This is a genomic window from Streptosporangium sp. NBC_01469, from assembly GCF_036227305.1.
Lineage (GTDB): Bacteria > Actinomycetota > Actinomycetes > Streptosporangiales > Streptosporangiaceae > Streptosporangium.
The window spans coordinates 6884836-6907473 of the sequence record NZ_CP109465.1; the positions used below are offsets into that span (position 1 = coordinate 6884836).

Below are 22638 nucleotides of genomic sequence, written 5' to 3' on the forward strand. Positions count from 1 at the left end.
ATCCATCTCACCAGGTGATGTGGCAAGTCGCGGCCACCCTGACTGACCCGATCACAGGGCTACGCTGGCGGGCCGATGCGCAGGCATGCCTCCCCCTTTCCAGCAGAGGTGTTGGGGAACGTAGGAGATTGCCCACGACGGATTGTGATCCTGCGCGGCTATAAAGGGGCCCCGCTCGGGTCGGTGTCACCAGGGGCAAAGTAGAGCGTTCGCGCAGGTCGTGGATGTCTCAGAACCGTCTCTCAGAACGTTCCAGTTGTGAGAGGAGTTCTGCGAGCGGCGACCTGCGCGAACGCCCCGCTGAATAAGGTCGGCGCCGACCTCGCACAATCAACCGTTTGTGAGAGCCTTCGGCACTGCTCAGGGGTCCGCGCTGACGGAGGACGCCTGTTCCCTCGCGCGCGGCGCTGCGTCAACAAGCTCAAGAGCTTTCGGGCCGTGGCCACCAGATAGGGGTATCGCCGAGGTGGGCCCAAAAGGGCCCATGGGGTGATCTTGTAGTCCTGACCGCCCTGCCCGTCACCCGTTCGGCTCAACATCGTTGGTCGTGATGTTGTGCTGTCGTCTCCCCGGGGGTGGGCTGTGACCTCGATCGAGCGGACCGCGTATCCGCTCAGGCAGACCTGGTGCACATCGGCATGACGTAGGACCTGGAGGTTGACACCACCCGCACCGCATCTCAGGAGTGCGCCCGCACGATCGCCGCCCACGCAGAGGTCGGCCACCGCTTCCTCATCCAGGCAGCAACCGACAACCTGCGCAGCATGAACAGACTCTGCGCGGAAGCTAAAGCGTCTCCGCCGCCGTGCCGACGCCCAGAGCCACCAGAACGCCAGCGGCGGTTCGCTCCAGTGCCGTGTTCACGCGGGGGCGACGCAGCCAGGTCAGCATCCGAGCCGCGAACGCCGCCACCAATGTCAGCCACAAAGCGGCGATCACGGCGTCGATGACACCCAGGACCAAGGTCGCGGACAGCACCGAGTAACCGTCGGGCAGGAACTGCGGGACCACAGCCACGAAGAAGATGCCGACCTTGGGGTTCAGCAAGCAGCTCAGCAGCCCCTGACGGAAGGCCTGTCCGGTGGTCGGGATGGGGCCGGCCAGCCCCCCGGAAACCTCGGGTCGGCTCCCCGCGCCTCGACGGTGAGCCCACAGGCTCTGGACACCGAGGAAGATCAGATACGCGGCACCCGCCAGACGGATCGCGGCAAACGCCGCATCCCACTGCTGCAGAACCGCTGCCAGGCCGACGGCCGCACCCAGCGCCCAGGCGAGTGAGCCTGCTCCAGCACCGAGCGCGGTCGCGATGCCCGTGAAACGACCGCCGCGCACGCAGTTGCGCAGCACCAGGACGGTGTCCGGCCCTGGAGCCATCGTCACCAGCAGGGCGAAGAGTGAAAAGCCGACAACGGCAGTCATCACGACAGGCTCCTGTCCCGGCAATGTCCAGCGGAACGGAGCCCGGGCCCCGCCCTGACAGTTTAGACGTCGCTTTGTTTGGTGAGACCGCGGTGGCAGATGAGGGTTGCGGCTATGCCGACGAAGGCCACTGGGCGAACCGCCGGTACACCCCTCTGCCAGCTCGGACCGAACACCGGCGGCAACTGCCGCCAGGTGCAGCCCGAGGTAGCCACGAAAATAATCGCGGCCAAGGCCTCGCGGTCACCCGCCCGCCGCCGCCCTCCACCTTGGGGGCGGTTCACTTCCGTGGGAGGAACCACACGGCGAAACAACTCTCACAACTCATCCGGCACCAACCGCTCAACCAGATCTGCCATGACCCGTTCACCGAACGACTCCGCCATAAGAAACGACGTCTTAAAGAGCGTTTTGCCTGGGAGGTTATGCCCCCTCTTCCTATCGCATAAGGCGAGTCCTTCGGGAGTGATCGACCTCTCCCAGGTAGGTAAAGGCCCTTCACCTGTGGAGCTTCTCCAGGACTCCGGAAACCTCCGGCGGTCCCGTAGCCGCACAGATGGGTCGCTGCTGCCCGCTCCCAGCCGACCTGGCACAGTCTCCTGTGATCCGACGTTCCTCACAGAAGGGCCACTCATGACGCACCTCGAGTTCAGCACTCCCTCGACGCTGCCGGCGACCAACGGCTACAGCCATGTCGCCGGCATCGCGCCGGGCAGCCGGCTCGTCTGGACCTCGGGTCAGGTCCCGATCACCGCAGAGGGCGTGCCGGCCGCCGCAGGCGACTGGGAGGCCCAGACACGCCTGGTCATGCGGAACGTCGAGGCCGCGCTCAAGGCCGGGGGCGCGACCTGGAACGACGTGTTCAAGCTCACGATCTTTGTTGTCGACACCTCGGCGCTGTCCGTCGTCCGGGCCGTGCGGGACGAGTTCATCAACCTGGAGCGGCCGCCCACAAGCTCGCTCGTACAGGTCGCGGGCCTCTTCCGCCCTGACATCCTGATCGAGATCGAGGCGGTCGCCGCGGTTCCCGCAACCTGACGGCCGGCGCAGTCGCCACAGTAGGCGGCAACAAGATCGACGGGACAGCGCCTAACACGGGTACCGCACACAACTGTCACACTTCCTCCGATAGCGGTCATGTTGGGTGTTCGACATGACCGCTGGTACGAGGCGCCTTCATCCCTTCCCGGGGTGGGGGCGCCGACTGTTGCCGCGGCCGTGGTCCGGTGCGCGGTAGAACCCGGAGGGGCGCAGTTCCGACCAACTTCCTCACCTTGGCCCCGTCCGCAGGGCTGGGGTCACGTTCGGAAAAACACCCCCAGACAGAACCTCGCCATGGCCAAGGGGCCGGCATCCGCCATGAGGCGGGTCGATCGTCGCTGCAGAGGGTTGTCGCCCCGTCTAGTGACTGTTAGTAAAGCCGCAGGTCATTCGTTGACAATCGATTGCCATCGCCGCTAGCGTCACATCCTGAAACGCAACACGATGCTGAGGAGAAGCCGTGAGCGACATTCCCGAGATCGTTTCCGTCGGTCAGTCGGAGATCATTCACCACGAGGGCTACGACCCGGACATCGTCAGCCCCTTCGTCCCGGCCATCCGCGTCGTGTCGTCGGCGCGTCTGGTCTTTATCTCAGGGGTCACCGGGGCGCCGGTCTACCACGACCATCCGCATCGGCCCGAGGTCTTCGACGCCATCCCCGCAGACGGCGCCGCACAGGCCCGCACCGCCTTCGAGCACTTGGACCAGGCCCTGCGCGCCGCGGGAGCCGAACGCCGTGACGTGGTGAACCTGATGCGGTTCTTCACCAACGTCGCCGAGGACCAGGACGCGGTGAACCGGATCCAGGCGGAGTGGTTCGGCGGCCACATCCCCACCAGCACCACCGTGGAGGTGACGCGGCTGGCGACGGATCCTCGGCTGCGCCTGGAGATCCACGTTGTCGCCGCCGCGCCGCCCGCCTGATCCGACCGTCACGTTCCGTGACCGTGTGCATCGAGAAGTGGACATGAACGCATCCCAGGCCTCCGAGGGCACGGTCATGCCGGCCCCGCCGGTCGCTGCCGGGACCGCCGCCGGCCGGGCCCTGGCCGGGTCGGCCCGCCTCACGGTCCCGTCGGCCGTGGTGATGACCGCGTTGCTCTTCGCCGGTAGCGCGCTGTTCGTCCCCGGAGTGCTGGCGACAGACTCGCTCCTGTCGATGGCGCCCTTCGCGGCGCTGCTGGCCGTCACGGCCATCGGCCAGATGCTCGTGGTCCAGCAGGGCGGGCTGGATCTTTCGGTCGCGGGCGTCATCTCGATGTCCGCGGTGATCGTGACCAAGTACCCCGACGGCGCCGACTCCCGGCTGGCGCCCGCGCTGCTGCTGGTCGCCCTGCTCGCCCTTGCGGTGGGCCTCGTGCACGGCTACCTGGTCACCGTGGTGGGGGTTACGCCGCTGGTGGCGACGTTGGGGGGCAACGCGCTGCTGCTGGGCGGAGTCCAGCACTTCACCAACGGCTCGCCGGGCGCGGTGCCCGCCGGACTGCAGAGGTTCGCTCTGGCCAAGACCTTCGGGGTGCCCAACACGGTGCTGATCGCGCTGTCGGTCGCGGTGATCGTGGCGCTCGTCCTCCACCGCACCGTGCTCGGCAGGCGGTTCCAGGCGGTCGGCGCCAATCCGGCCGCGGCGCGGGCGGCCGCCGTCTCGCTCATACGGTACGGCACGGGCACGTACGTCTGCGCCGCGCTCTGTCACGCTGCGGCGGGCGTCCTGCTGGCCGGCTTCATCCGGACACCGGCTCTGAACATCGGCGACAGCTATCTGCTCGCCGGCATCGCCGCCGTGGTGGTGGGCGGCACCGCGCTCGCCGGAGGCCGTGGAACCGTCCTCGGCACCGTGTTGGGAGCCCTCTTTCTTACCCAGCTCAACCAGATTGTCCTGTCCCTGGGAGCCGGGACGGCGGTGCAGTACCTGATCCAGGGCCTGATCATCGCGCTCGGCGTGATCCTTTACCGAGTCCGTCGGCGCTCGGCCACGGCCCCCGGCCGTACCGGCCGGGGCGGACGGCGAGGTGAGCAGGCCGTCCAGGGGCCCATGACTCCCAGGAGGGCAGATAGATGAACAGATCTCCCGCACGGCGCGTCCGGTCGCGTACCACGACGCTGTGCAGCGCAGCGGCCATCGTGGCGCTCACACTGAGCGCCTGCGGCACCAACGGCACCGGCGACTCCAGCAACGGCACCGGCGGTGTTGGCAAGGTCAGGGCGGGCGAGCGTGGCACCGTGGCCGAGCTGAAGACCATGGCGGAGGTGTGCGGCGGCAAACCCATCACGGTGGCGCACATCGACGGCGCGCAGAACTCCTGGCGCCGGGTCGCCCACGCCGAACTGCTGGACGAGGCCGCCAAATGCCCCAACATCACCAAGGTCACCTACCACAACGCGCAGGGCGATCCCTCCAAGATGATCTCTGAGATCAACGCGGCCGTGGCGAAGGGCGTCGACGTGATCGTCACCTTGCCGGACTCAGGTGACGCGCTGCTGCCCACCCTGCGCCGGGCCATGCAGCGCGGAGTGGCGGTCGTGCCGTGGGCTGTGGGCACTCTGGGCGGCACGCCCGGTGTGGACTACGTGGACGCGCCGACCTTCGACGGCGTGGCGATGGGCCGGGCGTGGGCCGAATGGATGGTCAAGCGGCTCGACGGGAAGGGCGACATCGTCTTCCTGGGAGGCACGCCCGGAAACCCGGCGAGCCTGAGCGAGGCCGAGGGCATCAAGCAGGTGCTGGCCCGCCATCCAGCGATGAGGCTGCTCGGTGATGGTCCCATCGACACGAACTGGGACCAGGCGCAGGCGCAGAAGGTGATGTCGGGGCTGCTGTCGAAGCACGCGAAGATCGACGGTGTCATCGCCGACTCGGGGCTGGTCTCCGCAGGAGCGATCCGGGCGTTCGTGAACGCCGGCCGTCCGCTCGTGCCGTGGAGCGCGGGCGACATCAACGAGCTGGCCTGTCTGTACCAGGAACACAAGCCGAAGAACGAGAACTTCGAGCTGAGCACCATCTCCTCCTACACGTGGATCATCCGGCTCGCACTGCGTAAGGGCGTGGCCGCGGCTAGCGGCAAGCCGAACGACGAGCCGTCCGTCATCGAAGTCCCGTTCACGGAGGATTCGACAGCAGGAGGCGACCTGGCGCCGAAGTGCAAGCCGGACCTGCCGCCGGACGCCACGCTGTCCGCGCAACTCCCCACGGAGAAGCTCGCCCAGTTGTTCACCAGCGGAGGATGACATGGCAAGTGCCGGCCCCGTGCTGCGCCTGACCGGAGTGACCAAACGCTACCCCGGGGTCGTGGCCCTGCGCTCCGCCGAGCTTGAGGTGCTCCCGGGTGAGGTGCACGCGATCGTCGGAGAGAACGGCGCGGGTAAGTCGACGCTGATGTCCATCGCCGCGGGATCGCTGCTCGCCGACAGCGGCACCGTGGAGATCTGTCACCAGGTCATGCGGTATCCGTCGCCGTCGTCCGCGCAGGAACTCGGCCTGGCCGTCGTCTACCAGCAGCCCGCCCTGCTGCCCGACCTGACGGTGATGGAGAACCTGGTGTTCGCGATGCTCCCCGCCTGGCGTCCGCCGATGAGCCGGGCCGCGGCGTGGGCGCGGGAGCGGCTGGACCTCGTCGGCGCGGACGTGGGCCTGCACGAGCGGATTTCCGGCCTCTCGGTCGCCGACCGCCAGCTCGTCGAGATCGCCAAGGCACTGGCCATGGAACCGCGCGTGCTCATCCTCGACGAGCCAACCGAGGCCCTCGTCGCCGAGGATGTGGAGCGGCTGTTCGAGCAAGTGCGCCGCTTCGCCGGGACCGGCACCGCCATCGTCTACATCTCACACCGCCTCCCCGAGGTACGGCGCATCGCCGACCGGATCACCGTGCTCCGCGACGGGGAGACGTGCGGGACCTTCCACATGGCCGACGTGACGGAGGAGGACGTGCTGCGCCTCATCGTGGGCCGTCCCATCGACTCCACCTTTCCCGGTAAGGCGACCGGCCAGGGAACGGATCCCGGCGCGGCGCCGGTCCTTGACCTGCACGCGGCCTCCGGGCCCCGGTTCGCCGACGTCGACCTGCGGATCCGTCCGGGTGAGGTGGTAGGTCTGGCCGGCATGCCGGGCAACGGGCACCACGACCTCGCCCGGTCCATCGCGGGGTTGCAGCGGCTCGACGGCGAGGTCTCGGTCTGCGGGGTGCCTGTCCGGCCCACCACGCCCCGGCGCGCGCTCGACGCCGGGATCGTGTACGTTCCCGGCGATCGGCCGCGTGAAGGGCTCTTCAAGACCCTGTCGGTGCGGGAGAACACGGCCGTGCTCACCCTCGCCGACCGGGCCACGGCGGGCTTCGTACGGCAGCGCCGGGAGCGGTCGGTGACGGCGGCGCAGGTCAGCGCGCTGGCGGTGAAGGCCCCGTCGCTGGAGACCCCCGCGGGCACACTTTCCGGCGGTAACCAGCAGAAGGTCGTCCTGGCCCGCTCGCTACTGGCCCGGCCGCGTCTGCTCATCGCGGAGGAGCCGACCCAGGGTGTGGACGTCGGGACGCGCCTGGAGATCTACCGGATCCTGCGTGAGCTGGCGGACGAGGGTAACGCCGTGCTCGTCGTCTCCTCCGACACGCACGAGCTGCAGGGCCTCTGCGACCGGGTGATGATCTTCTCAAGAGGGCGGGTATGCGCCGAGCTGGAGGCTTCCGAGGTGACGGAGGAGGCGATCACCGGAGCGATCCTGACCGGCTCTCCGTCCAGCGCCGCGGCGGTGCCGGGGACCACCGGCCGCCCCGCCCCGCCCGCCCCGCGGTGGTCGCCGTCCATGCCGTGGGTGAGAGGACTGATGAGCGGCGACCACGCCCCGGGAATCGTGCTCGCGGTCGCGGCACTGCTGCTCGTCGGCTTCGCCGCCACACGGAACGGTCAACTACTGAGCCCGCAGAACCTCGAGGGCCTGCTGTACACGATGAGCGCGCTCATCTTCGTCTCCCTGGGGCAGATGATCGCTGTCGTCCTGGGCGGGATCGATCTGTCCATCGGTCCGCTGACGGGCTTTCTGGTGGTCGTCGCGTCATTCCTGGCCACCTCCGGCAGCGTCACCGGCACGGTCATCGCGATCGTCGCCATGATCGTGCTCGCCGGGGCCGTCGGGGTGCTCAACGGATCCATGATCCGGTTGGCCGGCATGTCGCCGGTGGTCGCCACGCTGGTCACCTTCACCGTCCTGCAGGGCGTGTCGCTGCTGCTGCGGCCCCTTCCCGGCGGATTCATCCATGACAGCGTCATCACCGCGCTGCATGTCACCGTCGGGTTCGTGCCGTGGGTGTTCGTCGCCGCGGTCGTCGTCGCGGTGGCCGCCGAGTGGGTGCTGCGCCGTACCCGCTGGGGGTTGCAGTTGCGCGCGGTGGGCTCCGACGAGCCCGCGGCGCACCGGCTGGCCGCGAAGGTCACGCTGACGCACGTCCTTGGGTACGGCGCCTGCTCGGTGCTCGCCGCCCTGGGCGCGATCGTGCTGATGGGTCAGAACGGCATCGGCGACGCGACCGCGGGGCTGACGTACACCTTCAGCAGCATCACCGTGGTCATCCTGGCCGGAGCCAGCATCTACGGCGGCCGGGGTTCCTTCCTAAGCGCCGCCTTGGGCGCGGTGCTGATCGAGGTGACGATCAACGTGAGCGCGTTCCTGGACCTGAACGAGGCCTGGCGGCATTGGCTGCTCGGCATCTTGACACTGGTCGCCGCGGCGTTGTTCTGCGGGTTCAGGGGTGTGCGCCTGTTCGGGAAGGCCGCAGGCACATGAGCGCGAGCGAGGCGGCGGACATCACAACAGACGATCGAACTACGAGGAGCATGTGAACACCATGGATCCCTCTGCAACGGAGACCTCGGCCGCCGGGCGGCGGCACGCCGCCGACGTGGCCGCGGGCCGTGCGCCGGCCGACCTCGTCATCACCGGTGGCCGCATCGTCGACGTCCTGTCGGGCCGCGTCTACCGAGGCGATGTGGCGGTGGCCGGAGCCCGGATCGCGGCGGTCGGCGACGTTGAGCACTGCGTCGGCGACGGTACGGCGGGCATCGACGGTACGGGCCTGTTCGTACTGCCAGGGTTCATCGACCCGCACTTCCACGTGGGCTTCTCGCAGGTGACCGTCGAGCGGCTGGCCGAGTTGCTCCTGCCCATGGGAACGGTCGCGCTGAGTAGTTGCTTCTCCGAGTCCGCCTACATCGCGGGCCGCCGCGCGGTGGAGGCGCAGCTTGGGAGGGCAGCGGGCACGGGCCTCGACGCCCTGCTCTCGCCCTTCCACGCCGCGGCCCTGGGGCTTGGTGAGTTCGGCTGCCTGAACCGGTTCTCCGTCGACGACCTGCGAGCGCTGGTCGAGCACGAGCAGTGCGTCGAGCTGCGTGAGTGGAACGACGACGTGAGCCGGCTGCCGGTACCCGGGCTGGCCGGGGTGTGGGCCGAGGCGGTCAAGCGCGGCCGGGTGATCGGCGGGCATATGGAGGGTCTGTCCGGCCCGGCCGTACAGGCCGCAGTGGCGCAGGGCGTGGCCTCCGACCATGAGGTCACCACGGTGGAGGAAGCGCTGGAGCGCGTCCGGCTCGGCGTGATCGTCCAGTTGCGCGAGGGATCCTCGACCCAGGACCTGCTCAACGTCCTGCCCGCCATCACCGAATTCGGCGCCGACCCCTCGATGTTCAGCGCGTGCAGCGACGAGCAGGAACTGCACAGCCTCGCCGAACTCGGGCACCAGGATCACAAGCTGCGCATGCTGGTCCGCAACGGGGTCGCCCCGGTGGACGCCGTCCGCATGGTGACGCTGAACGCGGCCCGGTCCCTGGGGCTGGAGCGGCACTACGGCGCGGTGCTGCCCGGCCGGCTGGCCTCGCTCGCGCTGGTCGAGGACCTGGCCTCGTTCAGGGTCGTGCGCACCCTCAGCCGCGGCCGGCTCTGCGCGGAGAACGGCGAGTACCTGCTGCCCAGCAGGCTGAAGGACTACCCGGCCGAGTGGAACCACATGGTGCGGGTGGGCCGCACCTTCACGCGGGACGACTTCCGGCTGCCCGTGGCGGACGGAACCCCAACCCTCAGGGTGATCGGGATAACCCCCGGCTCGCTGCGTACGGACGAGCGGTTGCTTGATCTGCCGGTCCACGACGGTGGGCCGGTGGCGGGCGACGGGCGGGACATCGCCAAGATCGCCGTCGCGGACCGGCACGAGGCCACCGGCCGCCTCGCGACGGCGCTGATCAGCGGGCTGGGCGTACGGCGGGGCGCGATCGCGGCGACCGTCAACGCCGGGGTCATGAACCTCATGGTGGTGGGGGTGGATGACGCGGACATGGCGCTCGCGGCCAACCGCTGTGCCGAGTTGGAGGGCGGGATCGTGGTGGTCCGTGACGGCGTGGTCCGGGCCGAGGTGGCGTTGCCGACCTTCGGCATCGTCTCGCACGCGCCCCTCGCCCAGACGCTCGCGAGCTCCCGGCGTGTCGCACAGGCCATCAGGGACGAGCTCGGCTCGCCGCTGCCCGGTCTGGTGCCCAGTGCGGGGTTCGCCTGCCTGGCCGTGAGCATCCCCGGACTCAAGATGACCGAGTACGGGCTGGTGCGGGTCGCACGCGGTGGTCTCCGGGAAAGGGTCTCCATCACCGTGTGACCGCCCGCACCGATGAACAGCACTCTCTTTTCACTTTCGATGGCAAACGATTGCATAGAATGGAACAACGATGACCGAGACGATTACCGGAGCCGCTCTCAGGGTCGGCTGGATCGGCACCGGCCGTATGGGCGCCGCGATGGCCGAGCGCCTGGCGAAGGCGGGCGTGGACCTGGCCGTGTGGAACCGCACGATCGCCAAGGCCGCGCCGCTCAGGGAGCACGGCGCCACCGTGAGCGAGAGCATCGCCGGTCTGCGCGACCGAGATGTGGTGTTCACCATGGTCTCCACCTCTGAGGACCTGGAGCGGGTGCTCCTGGGCCGGGACGGCCTGCTCGACGGCGAACGGCGGCCCGCCGTCGTCGTCGACTGCTCGACGGTCTCCACCGACGCCTCCGAGGCGCTGCGACGGCAGTGCGCGGAGCGTGGCGTCGACTTCCTCGCCGCGCCCGTCAGCGGCAACGGCAAGGTCGTCAAGGCCGGTGCCCTCAGCATCGTGGTGTCCGGGCCGGAGGAGACGTACGCCAGGGTCGCGCCCCTGCTCGGGTACATCGGCGCGTCGGTCACCTACGTGGGGGAAGGCGACATCGCGCGGCTGGTGAAGATCGCGCACAACCTGCTGCTCGGGGTGGTGACCCAGTCGCTGGCCGAGATCACTGTGCTGGCCGAGAAGGGCGGGGTCTCCCGCCACGCCTTCCTGTCCTTCCTGAACGACAGCGTCATGGGCTCGGTTTTCACCCGCTACAAGTCGCCCGCCTTCGTCAACCTCGACTACACGCCGACCTTCACCCCGATCCTGCTCCGCAAGGACTTCGACCTCGGGCTCGCCGCGGCACGCCGCCTTGGTGTGCCCATGCCCGTCACCGCCGCCACCGCCCAGCTCGTGCAGGCCAGCGTCGGCAGCGGCCGGGTGGACGAGGACTTCGCGATCCTGCTCGATCTGCAGGCCGCCGCCTCCGGGATCACGCTCAAGCCGGAGGACGTGGTCGTGGACGACGGCCTCGGAACCGCCGACGAAGCGGCGCGGTCATGACCGGGGCACCGCTGCCCGCGCCGGGGCACATGGGAGTCGACTACGAACAGCGCGTCGACTTCGACCGGCTGCGGCGCTATCGGTTGGAGCGGGCGCTCGCCTCGCTGGAGGCGAGCGAGTGCGGGGCCTTCCTGCTGTTTGACTTCTACAACATCCGCTACACCACCCAGACGTGGATCGGCGGGGCCCTCGGCGACAAGATGACCCGGTACGCCCTGCTTACCCGGGGCGGCGAGCCGATGCTGTGGGACTTCGGGTCCGCGGCTCGCCACCACCGGCTGTTCAGCCCGTGGCTCGACCCGGCCAACTGTCACGCCGGGATGCTCGGCCTGAGGGGCGCCATCGCTCCCACGGTCGGCCTCATGCAGGACGCGGTACGCCAGATCAAGGGCCTGCTGGAGGACGCGGGGGTGGCGGACGCCCCCGTGGGCGTGGACATCGTCGAGCCGCCGTTCCTCTTCGAGATGCAGCGCCAGGGGCTGACGGTGGTGGACGCCCAGCAGGCCATGCTCGACGCCAGGCAGATCAAGTCGGGCGACGAGATCATGCTACTCACCCAGGCCGCGGCGATGGTCGACGGTGTGTACCAGGACATCCTGGAGGCGCTCAAGCCGGGGATCAGGGAGAACGAGATCGTCGCGCTCGCCAGCAAACGCCTGTACGAGATGGGCTCCGAGCAGGTCGAGGCCATCAACGCCGTCAGCGGCGAGCGGTGCAACCCGCACCCGCACAACTTCTCCGATCGGTTGATCAGGCCGGGTGACCAGGCGTTCTTCGACATCATTCACTCCTTCAACGGTTACCGGACGTGCTACTACCGGACGTTCAGCGTGGGTAGCGCGACGCCGTCCCAGCGCGATGCCTACACCCGGGCACGGGAATGGATGGACGCCGCCATCGACGCCGTCAAGCCGGGCGCGAGCACGGCAGACGTGGCATCCGTGTGGCCGGCGGCCACCGAGTTCGGTTTCGAGAACGAGATGGCCGCCTTCGGCCTTCAGTTCGGCCACGGCCTCGGGCTCGGCCTGCACGAACGGCCGATCATCTCGCGGCTCAACAGCATGCGGGAACCGGTCGAACTACAGGCCGGGATGGTGTTCGCGCTGGAGACCTACTGCCCCGCCGGCGACGGCTTCTCCGCCGCCCGGATCGAGGAGGAGGTCGTCGTCACCGATGACGGCGCCCGCGTTCTCACGCTTTTCCCCGCCCGTGAACTCGTCATCGCCAACCCCTACTGAACCCGTTGAGCACTGTGACCGAAAGGCAGATGCCATGGCAGACAACACCCTGACAGCCGGGCTCCACCTGCTCACCGAGCTCTATCTCGGTGGCAAGGCGGTACAGGCCGCCGACGGCGCGCGCTTCCCCGTGGTGGATCCCGCGACCGGCGAGGTGATCGCCTCGGTGGCGAACGGCGGCATCGGCGACGCGATCGTCGCCGTCGACGCGGCGGAACGCGCGGCGGCGTCGTGGGCGGCGACGCCACCCCGGAGCCGGGCGGAGATCCTGCGCACGGCGTTCGAGCTGACGGTCGAGCGTGCGGCCGACCTCGCCCGGGTGATCTCGCTGGAGAACGGCAAGTCCCGGAGAGACGCGCTGGCCGAGGTGGCCTACGCTGCGGAGTTCTTCCGCTGGTACTCCGAGGAGGCCGTACGGGGGACCGGCATCGTGACCACGGCTCCTGGAGGGACGAACCGGATCCTGGTGCAGCGTCGGCCGGTCGGCATCTGTGTGCTGGTCACCCCGTGGAACTTCCCCGCCGCGATGGCCACCAGGAAGATCGGCCCGGCATTGGCGGCGGGCTGCACCATGATCCTCAAACCGGCTAGCGACACGCCGCTCACCGCGCTGGCGATCGCCCAGATTCTGGAGGCCGCGGGCGTGCCCGACGGGGTGGTCAGCGTACTGCCGAGCCGCCGCTCCGGCGCGGTGGTGTCGGCGATGCTGCACGACCCCCGGGTGCGGAAGCTGTCCTTCACCGGCTCCACCGAGGTCGGCCGTGCCCTGCTGCGCGAAGCCGCGGACCAGGTGATCAACACGTCGATGGAGCTGGGCGGGAACGCGCCGTTCATCGTGTTCGCCGACGCCGATCTCGACGCGGCGGTTGACGGCGCGATGGTGGCGAAGATGCGCAACGCGGGAGAGGCGTGCACCGCCGCCAACCGGTTCTACGTCGAGTCGTCGATCGCCGGCGAGTTCGGCAGGCGGCTGGCGGAGCGGATGGCGGCGCTGGTGGTCGGCCCCCCCGATGCCGAGGACACCGAGGTCGGGCCGCTGGTCAACCGGGACGCGGTCGACAAGGTCGACGACCTGGTGCGTGGCGCCGTCGCCGAGGGCGCCACGGTGCTCACCGGGGGCGGCCGGCCCGACCGGGCGGGCTTCTACTACGTCCCGACCGTGCTGGCGGACGTCCATCCGGGCGCGGCCATTCTGACCGAGGAGATCTTCGGCCCGGTGGCTCCCATCGTCACGTTCGACGGGGAGGCCGAGGCGATCCGGCTCGCCAACGCGACGGAGTACGGGCTGGCCGCCTACGTCTACACCGGTGACCTGGCTCGGGGGCTGCGCGTGAGCGAGCGGATCGAGTCGGGCATGGTTGCCGTCAACCGGGGCCTGGTCAGTGATCCGGCGGCGCCGTTCGGGGGGGTGAAGCAGAGCGGCCTCGGTCGCGAGGGCGGCCACGAGGGCCTGCTCGACTACATGGAGGAACAGTACATCGCGGTTCAGTGGTGACCTGACGACCGGCGTCGTGCCCCGGCCTACCCGCCGTCCGGCGGGTAGGCCGGGGCGGCCGGCACCGGGCCGAACACCTCGGGGTGGTGGGCCAGCTCGATGCGGGTCCGCCGGATGTGCCCGCCGAGGTGCATTTCCGCGTCGACGGCGTCGCGCCGTTCGATCGCGTCGAGGAGCAGGCGGTGCTCGGCGTTGACCACCCATCGCCTCCCGGAGCCGCTCAGGCGCATGAACTCCCTGCGGTAATGCTGGGTGGCGTTCCACAACCGGACCACCATCGTGGAGAGCCACTCGACCTGGCATCCGGTGTACGTCAGCAGGTGGAACTCCCGGTCGAGGGTGAGAAACTCGGCGATGTCGGTGTTCGCCTCGATGCGGTCCTGGATCCGGCCGAGCCTGAGGAGGTCGTCATCCGTGAGATGCGGCAGGCTCTCGGCCAGTGCCAGCGGTTCGATCCGCTGGCGCATCTCGTAGATCACCTGTACCTCGTGCGCGTCCAGGCGGAGGACCCTGGCACCCTTGTGGGCCCGCTGCTCAATGAGCCCTTCCGCCTCCAGGATCCGCAGCGCCTCCCGTACCGGCAGCCTGCTGGCGCCCAGCCGCGCGGCGACGTGCTCCTGCCGGATGTGCTCGCCGGGGCCGATCTCACCGCGGAGGATCGCCTTGCGCAGGTGGTCGGCGACGCGCCGGCTCACCGCGTCGCCGGGGCCGGCGTCGGTGGTCGCCGGTGCTGGGTCCCTGGGGAACGACGAGGTCATCCGGCCGGTGTCCATCGGTCGAAGGCCTTGCCCTGGGGGTAGGACACCAGCTCGAACTGCATGCCCCACGGGGCGAGGAAGTAGATCCAGCGCTGCCCCTCGCTGGGTCCGCTGCTGGTGGTCGGGCCGCTCAGGACCGTGAGCCCCCGCTCCCGCAGGTAGGTGATCGCGGTGTCCAGGTCCTCGACGTACAGGGCGATGTGGTGGCCGCCGATGTCGCTGTTCTTCGGCGCCGAGCGGTCCTGGTCGGGGGCGGTGTACTGGAAGACCTCGAAGATGGCCTGCTCGCCGCAGCGGAAGAAGTGCAGCCGCTCCATGACGGCGCGCGGGTGGACGTTGAGGTGCTCGGACATCCAGTCGCCGTCGTCGTGGAACGGGCCCAGCGAGTACATGTACTCGCAGCCGAGCACGTCGACGAGGAAGTGACGGGCCTGTTCGAGATCGGGAACCGTGAAGCCGATGTGGTCCACACGGGTCAGCCCGGGGAGTCCAGCCTTCATCCTTGCCCTCCGCTGTAGCCGAATGGATCCAAAAGTAGCAGATTGCTGCCAATTTGGCCGGATTATCCACCTCATATCTATGGATTGGATCCACATTGTGCCACACTGAAGTTCGGCAAACGATTGTACGGAGATGACATGACCCAGGAAAACCGGCTCGAACCTGCGGCTCCGTGGGTGGAGGTAGTGGCCACCGACGCCGACTGGGACGCCGCCGACCCGGCACTGCTCACGAACATGCTCAGCCACCTCGTCCTCATCCGGACCTTCGAGGAGTACGTCCTGGAGCTCGCACGCGACGGGCTGGTCCACGGGCCGGCGCATTCCAGCATCGGGCAGGAGGGCGGAGCCGTCGGCTCGGTCCTCGCCCTCACCTCGACGGACACCGTCAACGGCTCACACCGGGGACATCACCAGTTCCTGGCCAAAGTGCTCGCACACGTCGCACCCGAGGGGATCGACCCCACCCTGGATCTCCCCGCCGAGGTGCGCGCAGTACTACTACGCGGCCTGGCCGAGATATGCGGCCTCGACCGAGGCTTCAGCCACGGCCGAGGTGGCTCCATGCACCTGCAGTGGAAGGAGGCCGGAGCCATCGGCACGAACGCCATCGTCGGCGGTGGCGTACCGCTCGCCGCAGGATCCGCGTGGGCGCACCGGCAGGCCGGAACCGACGCGGTGGCCGTGACGTACTTCGGCGACGGTGCGATCAACATCGGCTCCACGCTTGAGACCTTCAACCTGGCGGCCGCCTGGCACCTGCCGTTGTGCTTCTTCGTGGAGAACAACCTGTACGCGGTCTCAACACACGTGGCGGAGGTGACCGGCGAGCCACGACTGTCCGCCCGAGGGCCGGGCTTCGGGATCCCGAGCTGGAAGGTCGACGGCATGGACCCGCTGGCCGTCCACCTCACCATGCGGCGTGCCCTGACCCACCTGCGATCCGGCGGAGGGCCCGCGCTGATCGAAGCTGACGTCTACCGCTACTTCCACCAGAACGGCCCGTTCCCCGGCAGCGCCTTCGGCTACCGCACCAAGGAGGAGGAGAAGGCATGGCGCGACCGGGATCCGATCAGACGGGTCTCGGCCCACCTCACCCGCCGCGGCATCCTCACCGAGGAGCAGATCGAGGCGGCGACCGGCCGCGCCGCGAAACTCATGACGAGTCTGGGCGAGGAACTTCTCGAACCGCTGCCCGGCGGCAAGTCCGGACAACGACGGATCAGGCCGCAGGAGTGGCCCGACCCCACCTTCGCCGACGTCGGGGTGCGCGGCGACCTCAGCGAGTTCGCCGACGCCCGGATCGAGGACCGCGAGTCCTTCTCCGGCGCGCTGGCCGAGCAGAAGTTCATCGACGCGGTCACCGGGGTGATGACCCGCCGGATGGAGACCGACGACACCATCGTCGTGATGGGGGAGGATGTGCACCGCCTCAACGGCGGCACCAACGGCGCCACCCGGGGGCTGACGGAGAGGTTCCCCGGACGGATCCTCGCGACCCCGATCAGCGAGAACGCCTTCACCGGGCTCGGTGGCGGCATCGCGCTCGACGGCCGCTTCCTGCCCGTGGTCGAGTTCATGTACGCCGACTTCATGTGGGTCGCCGCCGACCAGCTCTTCAACCAGATCGGCAAGGCCAGGCACATGTTCGGCGGCGACGGCGATGTGCCGTTCGTGCTGCGCAGCAAGGTCGCGATGGGCACTGGGTACGGTTCCCAGCACTCCATGGATCCCGCGGGCGTCTTCGCGACCGCCCCCGGCTGGCGGATCGTCGCGCCCTCCACGCCGTTCGACTACGTCGGTCTGATGAACAGCGCTCTTCGCTGCAAGGACCCCGTGGTCGTGCTCGAACACGTGGATCTCTACACCTCGGTCGGGGAGGGACCGGTCGACGACCTGGACTACTGCATCCCGGTCGGCAAGGCCGCCGTACGGCGCAGCGGATCGAAGCTCACCGTCATCTCCTACCTGGCCATGACCAACTACGTGCTTGAGGCGATCGACTCCCTCGGAGACGTCGACGCCGAGGTTATCGACCTGCGCTGGCTGGACCGGGCGAGCATCGACTGGGACACCATCGGCGCGAGCATCAAAAAGACGAACGTGGCGCTCATCGCCGAACAGGGTCCCGTGGGCACCTCGTACGGTGGCTGGCTGGCCGACGAGATCAACCGCCGTTTCTTCGACTGGCTGGACCACCCGGTGGAGCGGGTGACGGGCGGCGAGGCGTCCCCGAGCATCTCAAAGGTCCTGGAGCGCGCGGCCATCGCCAGAAGCGAGGAAGTGGCCGTCAAACTCACCGAGATCGCGGGGTACTGACATGGCGAGACTGCTGCACATGCCGGAGGTGTCCACGAGCTCGGCCGAGGCCGTTCTCCAGGGCTGGCCCGTCCCGGAGAACACCTCTTACACCGCCCAGGACGTGATCGCCACCATCGAGACCGAGAAGGCCGTGGTGGATGTGGAGGCCGACAGCGACGGCGTCATCCTCAAGACGCTGGTGCCCGAAGGCGCCCGTGTCGACGTGGGCGCGCCCATAGCGCTCATCGGCGCCCCCGGGGAGCGGGTGGCGGACCTCGAGGCCCTGCTGGCCCGGCTCGGTGTGGCGACTCCCCGGCCACGGGACGCCGTCGTCCCCGACACGGCGGCCGTCTCCCCGACACCGATCGGTGCCGTCCCGGAAGGATTCGGCCACCGTACCTTCACCAGCCCGCTCGCACGCCGGATGGCCGCCGAGGCCGGCATCCCCGTCGAGAAGATCACCGGCACGGGCCCGCACGGCCGGATCGTCCGTAGGGACGTGGAGGCGGCCGTCGTCACCCGTGACACGCACCCCCGCGACGTGCCGGAACCTCCCCGGCCCCCCGCGGATGCGCCCGTCGCGCCACAGGTTCCCGCTCAGGCACGGGCGTTCACCGACGTCCCGCACGCGCGCATGCGCCGTGCCATCGCCACGCGCACAGCGGAGAGCAAACGCTCCATCCCGCACTTCTACCTGCGCGGTACGGCCCGAGCCGACGCCCTGCTGGAGGTGCGCCGCCAGCTCAACGACGACGGCCCGGTCCGCATCTCGGTCAACGACCTGGTGGTCAAGGCCGTGGCCCGCGCCCACACGCTGGTTCCGGCGATGAACGTGATCTGGACTGAGGACGCGGTGCGCTCGTTCTCCTCAGTGGACGTCTCGGTCGCGGTCGCCACCGAACGAGGGCTCGCCACACCCGTGGTGAGGTCGGCCGAGCAGTTGAGCGTGTCATCCGTCGCCTCGACGGTGCGGGACTTCGTGGAGCGGGCGAAGAACGGCAGGCTCGGGCAGGCCGAGCTGGAGGGTGGCACGATCACCGTCTCCAACCTCGGGATGTACGGAACGGAGGAGTTCGCCGCGATCATCAACCCGCCGCAGTCGGCCATCCTCGCGGTCGGCGCCGCCCGCCGGGAGCCGGTGGTGGGGAAAGACACGATCGAGGTGGGGACGGTGATGAGGGTGACGCTGTCGGTCGACCACCGGCCCGTCGACGGAGCGGTCGCAGCCGAGTGGATGAGGGCGTTTCTGACCCTCATCGAGAACCCGCTCCGCATCCTGGCCTGACGGCGAGAGCACGGTGAACGTGAGCGGCCACGGTGTCTTCCCGGGATCCGCCACCCTGCCCGGGAGCCCGGCATCACACGGGTTCCCGGGCTCTAGGCGGACGACGGGCGCTCACAGACCGAACAGACCGGTGCCCGGAAGCGGTGGGGGGGCCGTGGAATCGCGGATCATCAAGGTGACGGGCAGGGTCACCGTCGAGATCTCCCGCCCGGGATAGATCATGTCGAGGAGCAGCTCGGCCCCCCGCGCGCCCAGCTCATACGTCGGCACCCGGACTGTGGTGAGGGCCGGCGACATCCGCTCGGCGAAGTCGATGTCGTTGAAACCGACCACCGAGACCCGTTCGGGACAGGGAATCCGGTTCTCCTTCAGCGCGTCGAGCACACCCAGCGCCAGCAGGTCGTTCCCGGCCACCACGGCCGTGAACGGCTTGCCGCGCTTGAACAGGTCCCGCATGCACCGGGTACCGGCCGCGATGCTGTAGGCCTCCGCCCGCACGACGAGCTCGGGGTGGTGCTGCAATCCGTACCGGTCCAGTGCCGCTTCGAACGCCTTCAGGCGCGCCTGTCCGGTGCTGGTGTCACCGGGGCCGGCCACATGCGCGATGCGCTCGTGCCCCAGCGCCACCAGGTGTGCCATCACATCGGCGATTCCCTGTGGATCGTCGGCGATCACGGCCGAAGTCCGGACGTTGGCGCTCGTCCGGTTGAGCACCACTATGGGGACGCCCTCCTCCGTGATCTCTTTCAGCGCCTGGTCCTCCAGGCGGGCACTCGCGATCAGGAAGCCGTCGACCTGCCGGCTGAGCAGCGCCGCGATCATCCTGCGCTCGCGCTGCGCGTCGTTGTCCGTGCTCGTGATCAGCGCGGTGTATCCGGCCTTCTCCAGGCTGTCCTCGACGCCCCGGACGATGCGTGGGAAGAGGGGGTTGGTGAGGTCGGGAATCAGCGCGCCGATGGTCTGGGTGCGCTGGGTGCGCAACGCGCGACCGGCGATGTTCACCTCGTAGCCGAGTTGCCGCGCCACCTCGATGATGCGGGCGGCCGTCTCTGCGTTGACGCGTGACCGGGTGGCGGGGTTGAGCGCCCGCGACACAGTCCCTATGTGTACGCCGGCTTCCCGCGCCACGTCCACCAATCTCGTCCCACCCATAGTGCAAACGATAGCACTTTTAAGGCAAACGATCTTGCCCGTTGGCCGATCACGCTGAGCCGTACTTCTGCGCCTGCCGATAATGTCATCCACTCAGGTCATGGCCTGCAGGGTTTCGCCTAGTGTCCTGCGTCAGAAATTCGTCGGCAATATCGGGCGAGTGATTCGAGGATCTCTTCGGCGGTCTTCTTCCACAACTGTCGACAGCGGCAGGCGGTGGATGTTTCCTTGATGCCCGTGCTCTTCGAAAATCCTGTCGCGTCGTACGGCCTTCTCGACGGGCGAGCTCGGACTCCCCTGGGACCGGGGTGAGCGGCTCGCCCGTCGAGTCGAACTACAGCTACAGCGCTTGGAGCAGCTCGAAGCCCATCGTGGTGGGGAGGGCGGCGAGGTCTCCTGCGGCGAGTTTGCCGGCGGCGGTGCGCAGGGCGCTGAGGCTGTGCAGGTAGGGGTCGGCCCCCAGGCTGATGCGGCGGGCGCCGGCCCGCTGGACGTCGTCGAGGGTGAAGGTGCCCGATGACCATCCCATGAGCACGTTGACGGGCTTGGGCGCGACCGCCTTGACGACGGTGGCGATGGCGTCCAGATCCGGCAGGTAGGGGGCGAACAGCACGTCGGCACCGGCCTCGGCGAAGGCGGTCAGGCGGCGGACGGTGTCGTCGAGGTCGGGCCGGCCCTGGATGAAGTTGTCGGTGCGGCCGGTCAGCACGATCTGTCCCCGGGCCGCGGCGGCGGCGTGGCGGACGCGCTCCACGGCCTCGTCGAAGTCGCGGATGGGCTGGTCGGGGTTGGCGGAGGTGTCCTCGATGCCGATGCCGGACAGGCCCGCGGCGATGGCGGCCCTGACGGTCGCGGCGACGTCGTCGGGGGCCTCGCCGTAGCCGTCCTCGAAGTCGCCGTTGACGGGGAGCCCGCTTGTCCGGCTGAGCAGTTGGGCGTGTGCGAGATGCTCGTCGCGGCTGATCGCGTGGCGGCCGTCAAGACGGCCGAGAGTGGCGGCGAACGCGGCCGAGGAGGTGGCGACGGCCTTGAAGCCCGCCTCGGCGAACACCGCGGCCGACAATCCGTCGAAGGCGTTGGGCATGACGAAGACGTTGTTCTGCTCGTGCAGGGCGGCGAAGGCTTCGTAGCGCTCGCGCGAGGTGTTACCGGACATGGCTCTGTCCTCTCGAGATGGATGATGTCGTGCTGACCAGCCGAGGGTCCACCCGTCAAGATCGCTCAGCATTTACACAGGTCAGGAGTACGAACTTCCGATTTTTTGGGCTGCGCAGCCCAGTAAACCGGACGCAGATTGGGCTGTCAAACCCAATCTTGGAGTACGCTCTGTGTCATGGGCGTTAAAAGGGCCGATGCGAAGTTCACGGCCAAGGGGCTCGCGGCCAGGGCGCGCATCATCGAGCACGCGGCGGAGTTGATCTACACCCAGGGCGTGCACGGCACGAGCAACGAGCTGCTGCGCAAGGCCTCAGGCGTCAGTGGATCACAGCTCACCCACTACTTCCCGGACAAGGAAAGTCTCGTGCTCGCGGTGATCGAGTGGCAGACCGAGAGAATCCTCGCCCTGCACGCCGGGTCGAGCTTCGCGGGGTTCGACACCATCGACGCCCTACGACAGTGGGCCGCGTTCTACGTCTCCCATGAGCGTGTGTGCCAGGAGGGCTGCACGCTGGGTTCGCTCGCGGCCGAGATCGTCAAGGCCGATCTCGATGTCCGCGACCGGCTCGCCGCCGACTTCGACCGCTGGAAGGACGTCCTGCGCACCGGACTCGACCGCATGCGCGATCGCGGCCGGATTCGCCTCGACGCCGACCCTGAGCGGCTGGCGAACCTGCTGCTGGCCGCCATGCAGGGGGGCATGCTGCTCGCTCAGATCGCCCGCGACGTCACCCCGCTGCGTGACGCCCTGACCGCCGCCATCGATCATGTGCAGTCCTTCGAAACGCCGCAGACGCAGACGCAGGCGCCGCCCCCCGCATGATCCTTCCGAAAGAGGGTCTCTGGGGTCCTGGCCGAAAATCCAACGGATATAGCTCTGGCCTGCGGTGATGTAGGCAGGGGTCTGCTTTGAACTCGGCGGACTCTGCGTGGGCCTCGGGGTGGGCCTGGGCCTCGTCGTGTTCGGCGAGGGTGCGGTAAATACTGGCCAGGCTCGGGCTGTGGCCTTTGCGTTTACCGGTTGCGATGATCAGGTCGGGTTGGATGGATTCGACAGACTCGCCCGCAGCCTTGCGGCGCAGCACGGTGTGGAGCATGTCGTCGGTGATCACCGCAGGGCGGCGCTCTTGCGGGAGGCGGCGTCCAGGCCTTCCGGGGTGGCTTCGCGGATGTTCTCGCGTTCGATCTCGGCCATCGCTGCGAAGAAGGAGGACAGGATGCAGCCGGGCCCGGTCGGGTCGTAGAGGCCGGACACACGACCGCGTCTCAGGCCTGCTTTGAATTCGCAGGAAACGCGAAGGGGCGCCCGGGGGAGCCCTGCCTGGACGCCCCCCGAGGAAGGCCCATGCTACGAGTCATTCGCCGCGACCACCTCGGTGGGATGATCGGCGGATGTGCCCGGGTCGAGTGCGGTGTCGCCTGCTCGCCGGCCGCTGGTCTCCGCTATCGCCGTACGCAACTCTCCGATCGCCTTGGCGAGCGGGATGCAGGACCGCACGAATAGGGCGAGGGCTTTGGGGACACGTGCGGCGGCGCCGATCGCCAGGCTTATCGCGCCGATGATCGCCAGGATGATGGTAATCGTCATTGGGGCCTTTCACGCCGAGTTATGAGGGACGCAACTAACAC

The 22638-nt window shown here is 68.7% G+C and carries 19 protein-coding genes and 1 pseudogene; 12 read left to right on the top strand and 8 right to left on the bottom strand.

The features are described from left to right. Positions 1 to 786: 786 nt before the first annotated feature. Both OG587_RS30185 and OG587_RS30190 read right to left on the bottom strand, forming a co-directional pair. Positions 787 to 1419 carry a LysE family translocator gene (locus OG587_RS30185; RefSeq protein WP_329081094.1) on the bottom strand — a complete coding sequence of 211 codons (633 nt, stop codon included), beginning with the start codon at positions 1417 to 1419 and terminating at the stop codon, positions 787 to 789. 127 nt (positions 1420 to 1546) lie between these two features. Next, positions 1547 to 1733: pseudogene (locus OG587_RS30190) on the bottom strand (transposase); the annotation flags it as partial. 319 nt (positions 1734 to 2052) lie between these two features. Here OG587_RS30190 and OG587_RS30195 point away from each other — a divergent pair. The 9 genes from OG587_RS30195 (at position 2053) to OG587_RS30235 (ending at position 13855) form a co-directional block, all read left to right on the top strand. Next, positions 2053 to 2457, top strand: a complete 405-nt coding sequence (locus tag OG587_RS30195; RefSeq protein WP_329081096.1) for a RidA family protein — start codon at positions 2053 to 2055, stop codon at positions 2455 to 2457. A 463-nt stretch (positions 2458 to 2920) separates the two neighbouring features. Then, positions 2921 to 3385, top strand: a complete 465-nt coding sequence (locus OG587_RS30200; protein ID WP_329081097.1) for a RidA family protein — start codon at positions 2921 to 2923, stop codon at positions 3383 to 3385. 43 nt (positions 3386 to 3428) lie between these two features. Next, positions 3429 to 4523 (top strand): ABC transporter permease, encoded by a 1095-nt coding sequence (locus OG587_RS30205; protein ID WP_329081099.1) that lies wholly within the window; start codon positions 3429 to 3431, stop codon positions 4521 to 4523. Continuing rightward, a complete protein-coding gene (locus OG587_RS30210) occupies positions 4520 to 5689 on the top strand; it encodes a substrate-binding domain-containing protein (protein WP_329081102.1) in 1170 nt (389 codons plus the stop codon). The genes OG587_RS30205 and OG587_RS30210 overlap by 4 nt, the downstream gene beginning before the upstream one ends. Position 5690: 1 nt before the next feature. After that, on the top strand, positions 5691 to 8234 hold the full coding sequence (locus OG587_RS30215) for an ATP-binding cassette domain-containing protein (protein ID WP_329081104.1): 2544 nt from the start codon (positions 5691 to 5693) through the stop codon (positions 8232 to 8234). Between the two features lie 61 nt (positions 8235 to 8295). Continuing rightward, entirely contained in the window at positions 8296 to 10089 is a 1794-nt protein-coding gene (locus OG587_RS30220) for an adenine deaminase C-terminal domain-containing protein (RefSeq protein ID WP_329081106.1), read from the top strand. A gap of 70 nt (positions 10090 to 10159) precedes the next feature. Then, complete coding sequence (locus tag OG587_RS30225) at positions 10160 to 11122, top strand: NAD(P)-dependent oxidoreductase (RefSeq protein ID WP_329081107.1); 963 nt, start codon at positions 10160 to 10162, stop codon at positions 11120 to 11122. Continuing rightward, positions 11119 to 12360, top strand: coding sequence for a M24 family metallopeptidase (locus OG587_RS30230; RefSeq protein ID WP_329081109.1), 1242 nt, complete (start codon positions 11119 to 11121; stop codon positions 12358 to 12360). The genes OG587_RS30225 and OG587_RS30230 overlap by 4 nt, the downstream gene beginning before the upstream one ends. A gap of 34 nt (positions 12361 to 12394) precedes the next feature. Next, positions 12395 to 13855, top strand: a complete 1461-nt coding sequence (locus OG587_RS30235) for an NAD-dependent succinate-semialdehyde dehydrogenase (protein ID WP_329081111.1) — start codon at positions 12395 to 12397, stop codon at positions 13853 to 13855. Between the two features lie 26 nt (positions 13856 to 13881). Here the strand turns inward: OG587_RS30235 and OG587_RS30240 are convergent, their stop codons facing one another. Together OG587_RS30240 and OG587_RS30245 are read right to left on the bottom strand one after the other, a co-directional pair. Further along, entirely contained in the window at positions 13882 to 14613 is a 732-nt protein-coding gene (locus OG587_RS30240) for a GntR family transcriptional regulator (protein ID WP_329081113.1), read from the bottom strand. Next, on the bottom strand, positions 14610 to 15113 hold the full coding sequence (locus OG587_RS30245; RefSeq protein WP_329081115.1) for a VOC family protein: 504 nt from the start codon (positions 15111 to 15113) through the stop codon (positions 14610 to 14612). Before OG587_RS30245 ends, OG587_RS30240 begins: the two co-directional genes overlap by 4 nt. Before the next feature lie 138 nt (positions 15114 to 15251). On the opposite strand from OG587_RS30245, the gene OG587_RS30250 reads away from it, so the two are divergent. Continuing rightward, the gene (locus OG587_RS30250; protein ID WP_329081117.1) at positions 15252 to 17432 is read left to right on the top strand and encodes an alpha-ketoacid dehydrogenase subunit alpha/beta; all 2181 of its coding nucleotides are present in this window, start codon (positions 15252 to 15254) and stop codon (positions 17430 to 17432) included. Position 17433: 1 nt separating this feature from the next. Further along, on the top strand, positions 17434 to 18699 hold the full coding sequence (locus tag OG587_RS30255) for a 2-oxo acid dehydrogenase subunit E2 (RefSeq protein WP_329081119.1): 1266 nt from the start codon (positions 17434 to 17436) through the stop codon (positions 18697 to 18699). A 111-nt stretch (positions 18700 to 18810) separates the two neighbouring features. Here the strand turns inward: OG587_RS30255 and OG587_RS30260 are convergent, their stop codons facing one another. Together OG587_RS30260 and OG587_RS30265 are read right to left on the bottom strand one after the other, a co-directional pair. Next, a complete protein-coding gene (locus OG587_RS30260) occupies positions 18811 to 19851 on the bottom strand; it encodes a LacI family DNA-binding transcriptional regulator (protein WP_329081121.1) in 1041 nt (346 codons plus the stop codon). 340 nt (positions 19852 to 20191) lie between these two features. After that, entirely contained in the window at positions 20192 to 21007 is an 816-nt protein-coding gene (locus tag OG587_RS30265) for an isocitrate lyase/PEP mutase family protein (protein WP_329081123.1), read from the bottom strand. 177 nt (positions 21008 to 21184) lie between these two features. Between OG587_RS30265 and OG587_RS30270 the strand changes: the two genes are divergently transcribed. After that, complete coding sequence (locus tag OG587_RS30270) at positions 21185 to 21832, top strand: TetR/AcrR family transcriptional regulator (protein WP_329081125.1); 648 nt, start codon at positions 21185 to 21187, stop codon at positions 21830 to 21832. Positions 21833 to 22117: 285 nt separating this feature from the next. On the opposite strand, the gene OG587_RS30275 is transcribed toward OG587_RS30270, so the two are convergent. Next, positions 22118 to 22264, bottom strand: coding sequence for a hypothetical protein (locus OG587_RS30275; RefSeq protein WP_329081127.1), 147 nt, complete (start codon positions 22262 to 22264; stop codon positions 22118 to 22120). A 93-nt stretch (positions 22265 to 22357) separates the two neighbouring features. Beyond that, positions 22358 to 22597: a hypothetical protein gene (locus OG587_RS30280; RefSeq protein ID WP_329081129.1), complete on the bottom strand. Its 240-nt coding sequence runs from the start codon at positions 22595 to 22597 to the stop codon at positions 22358 to 22360. Positions 22598 to 22638: the final 41 nt, after the last annotated feature.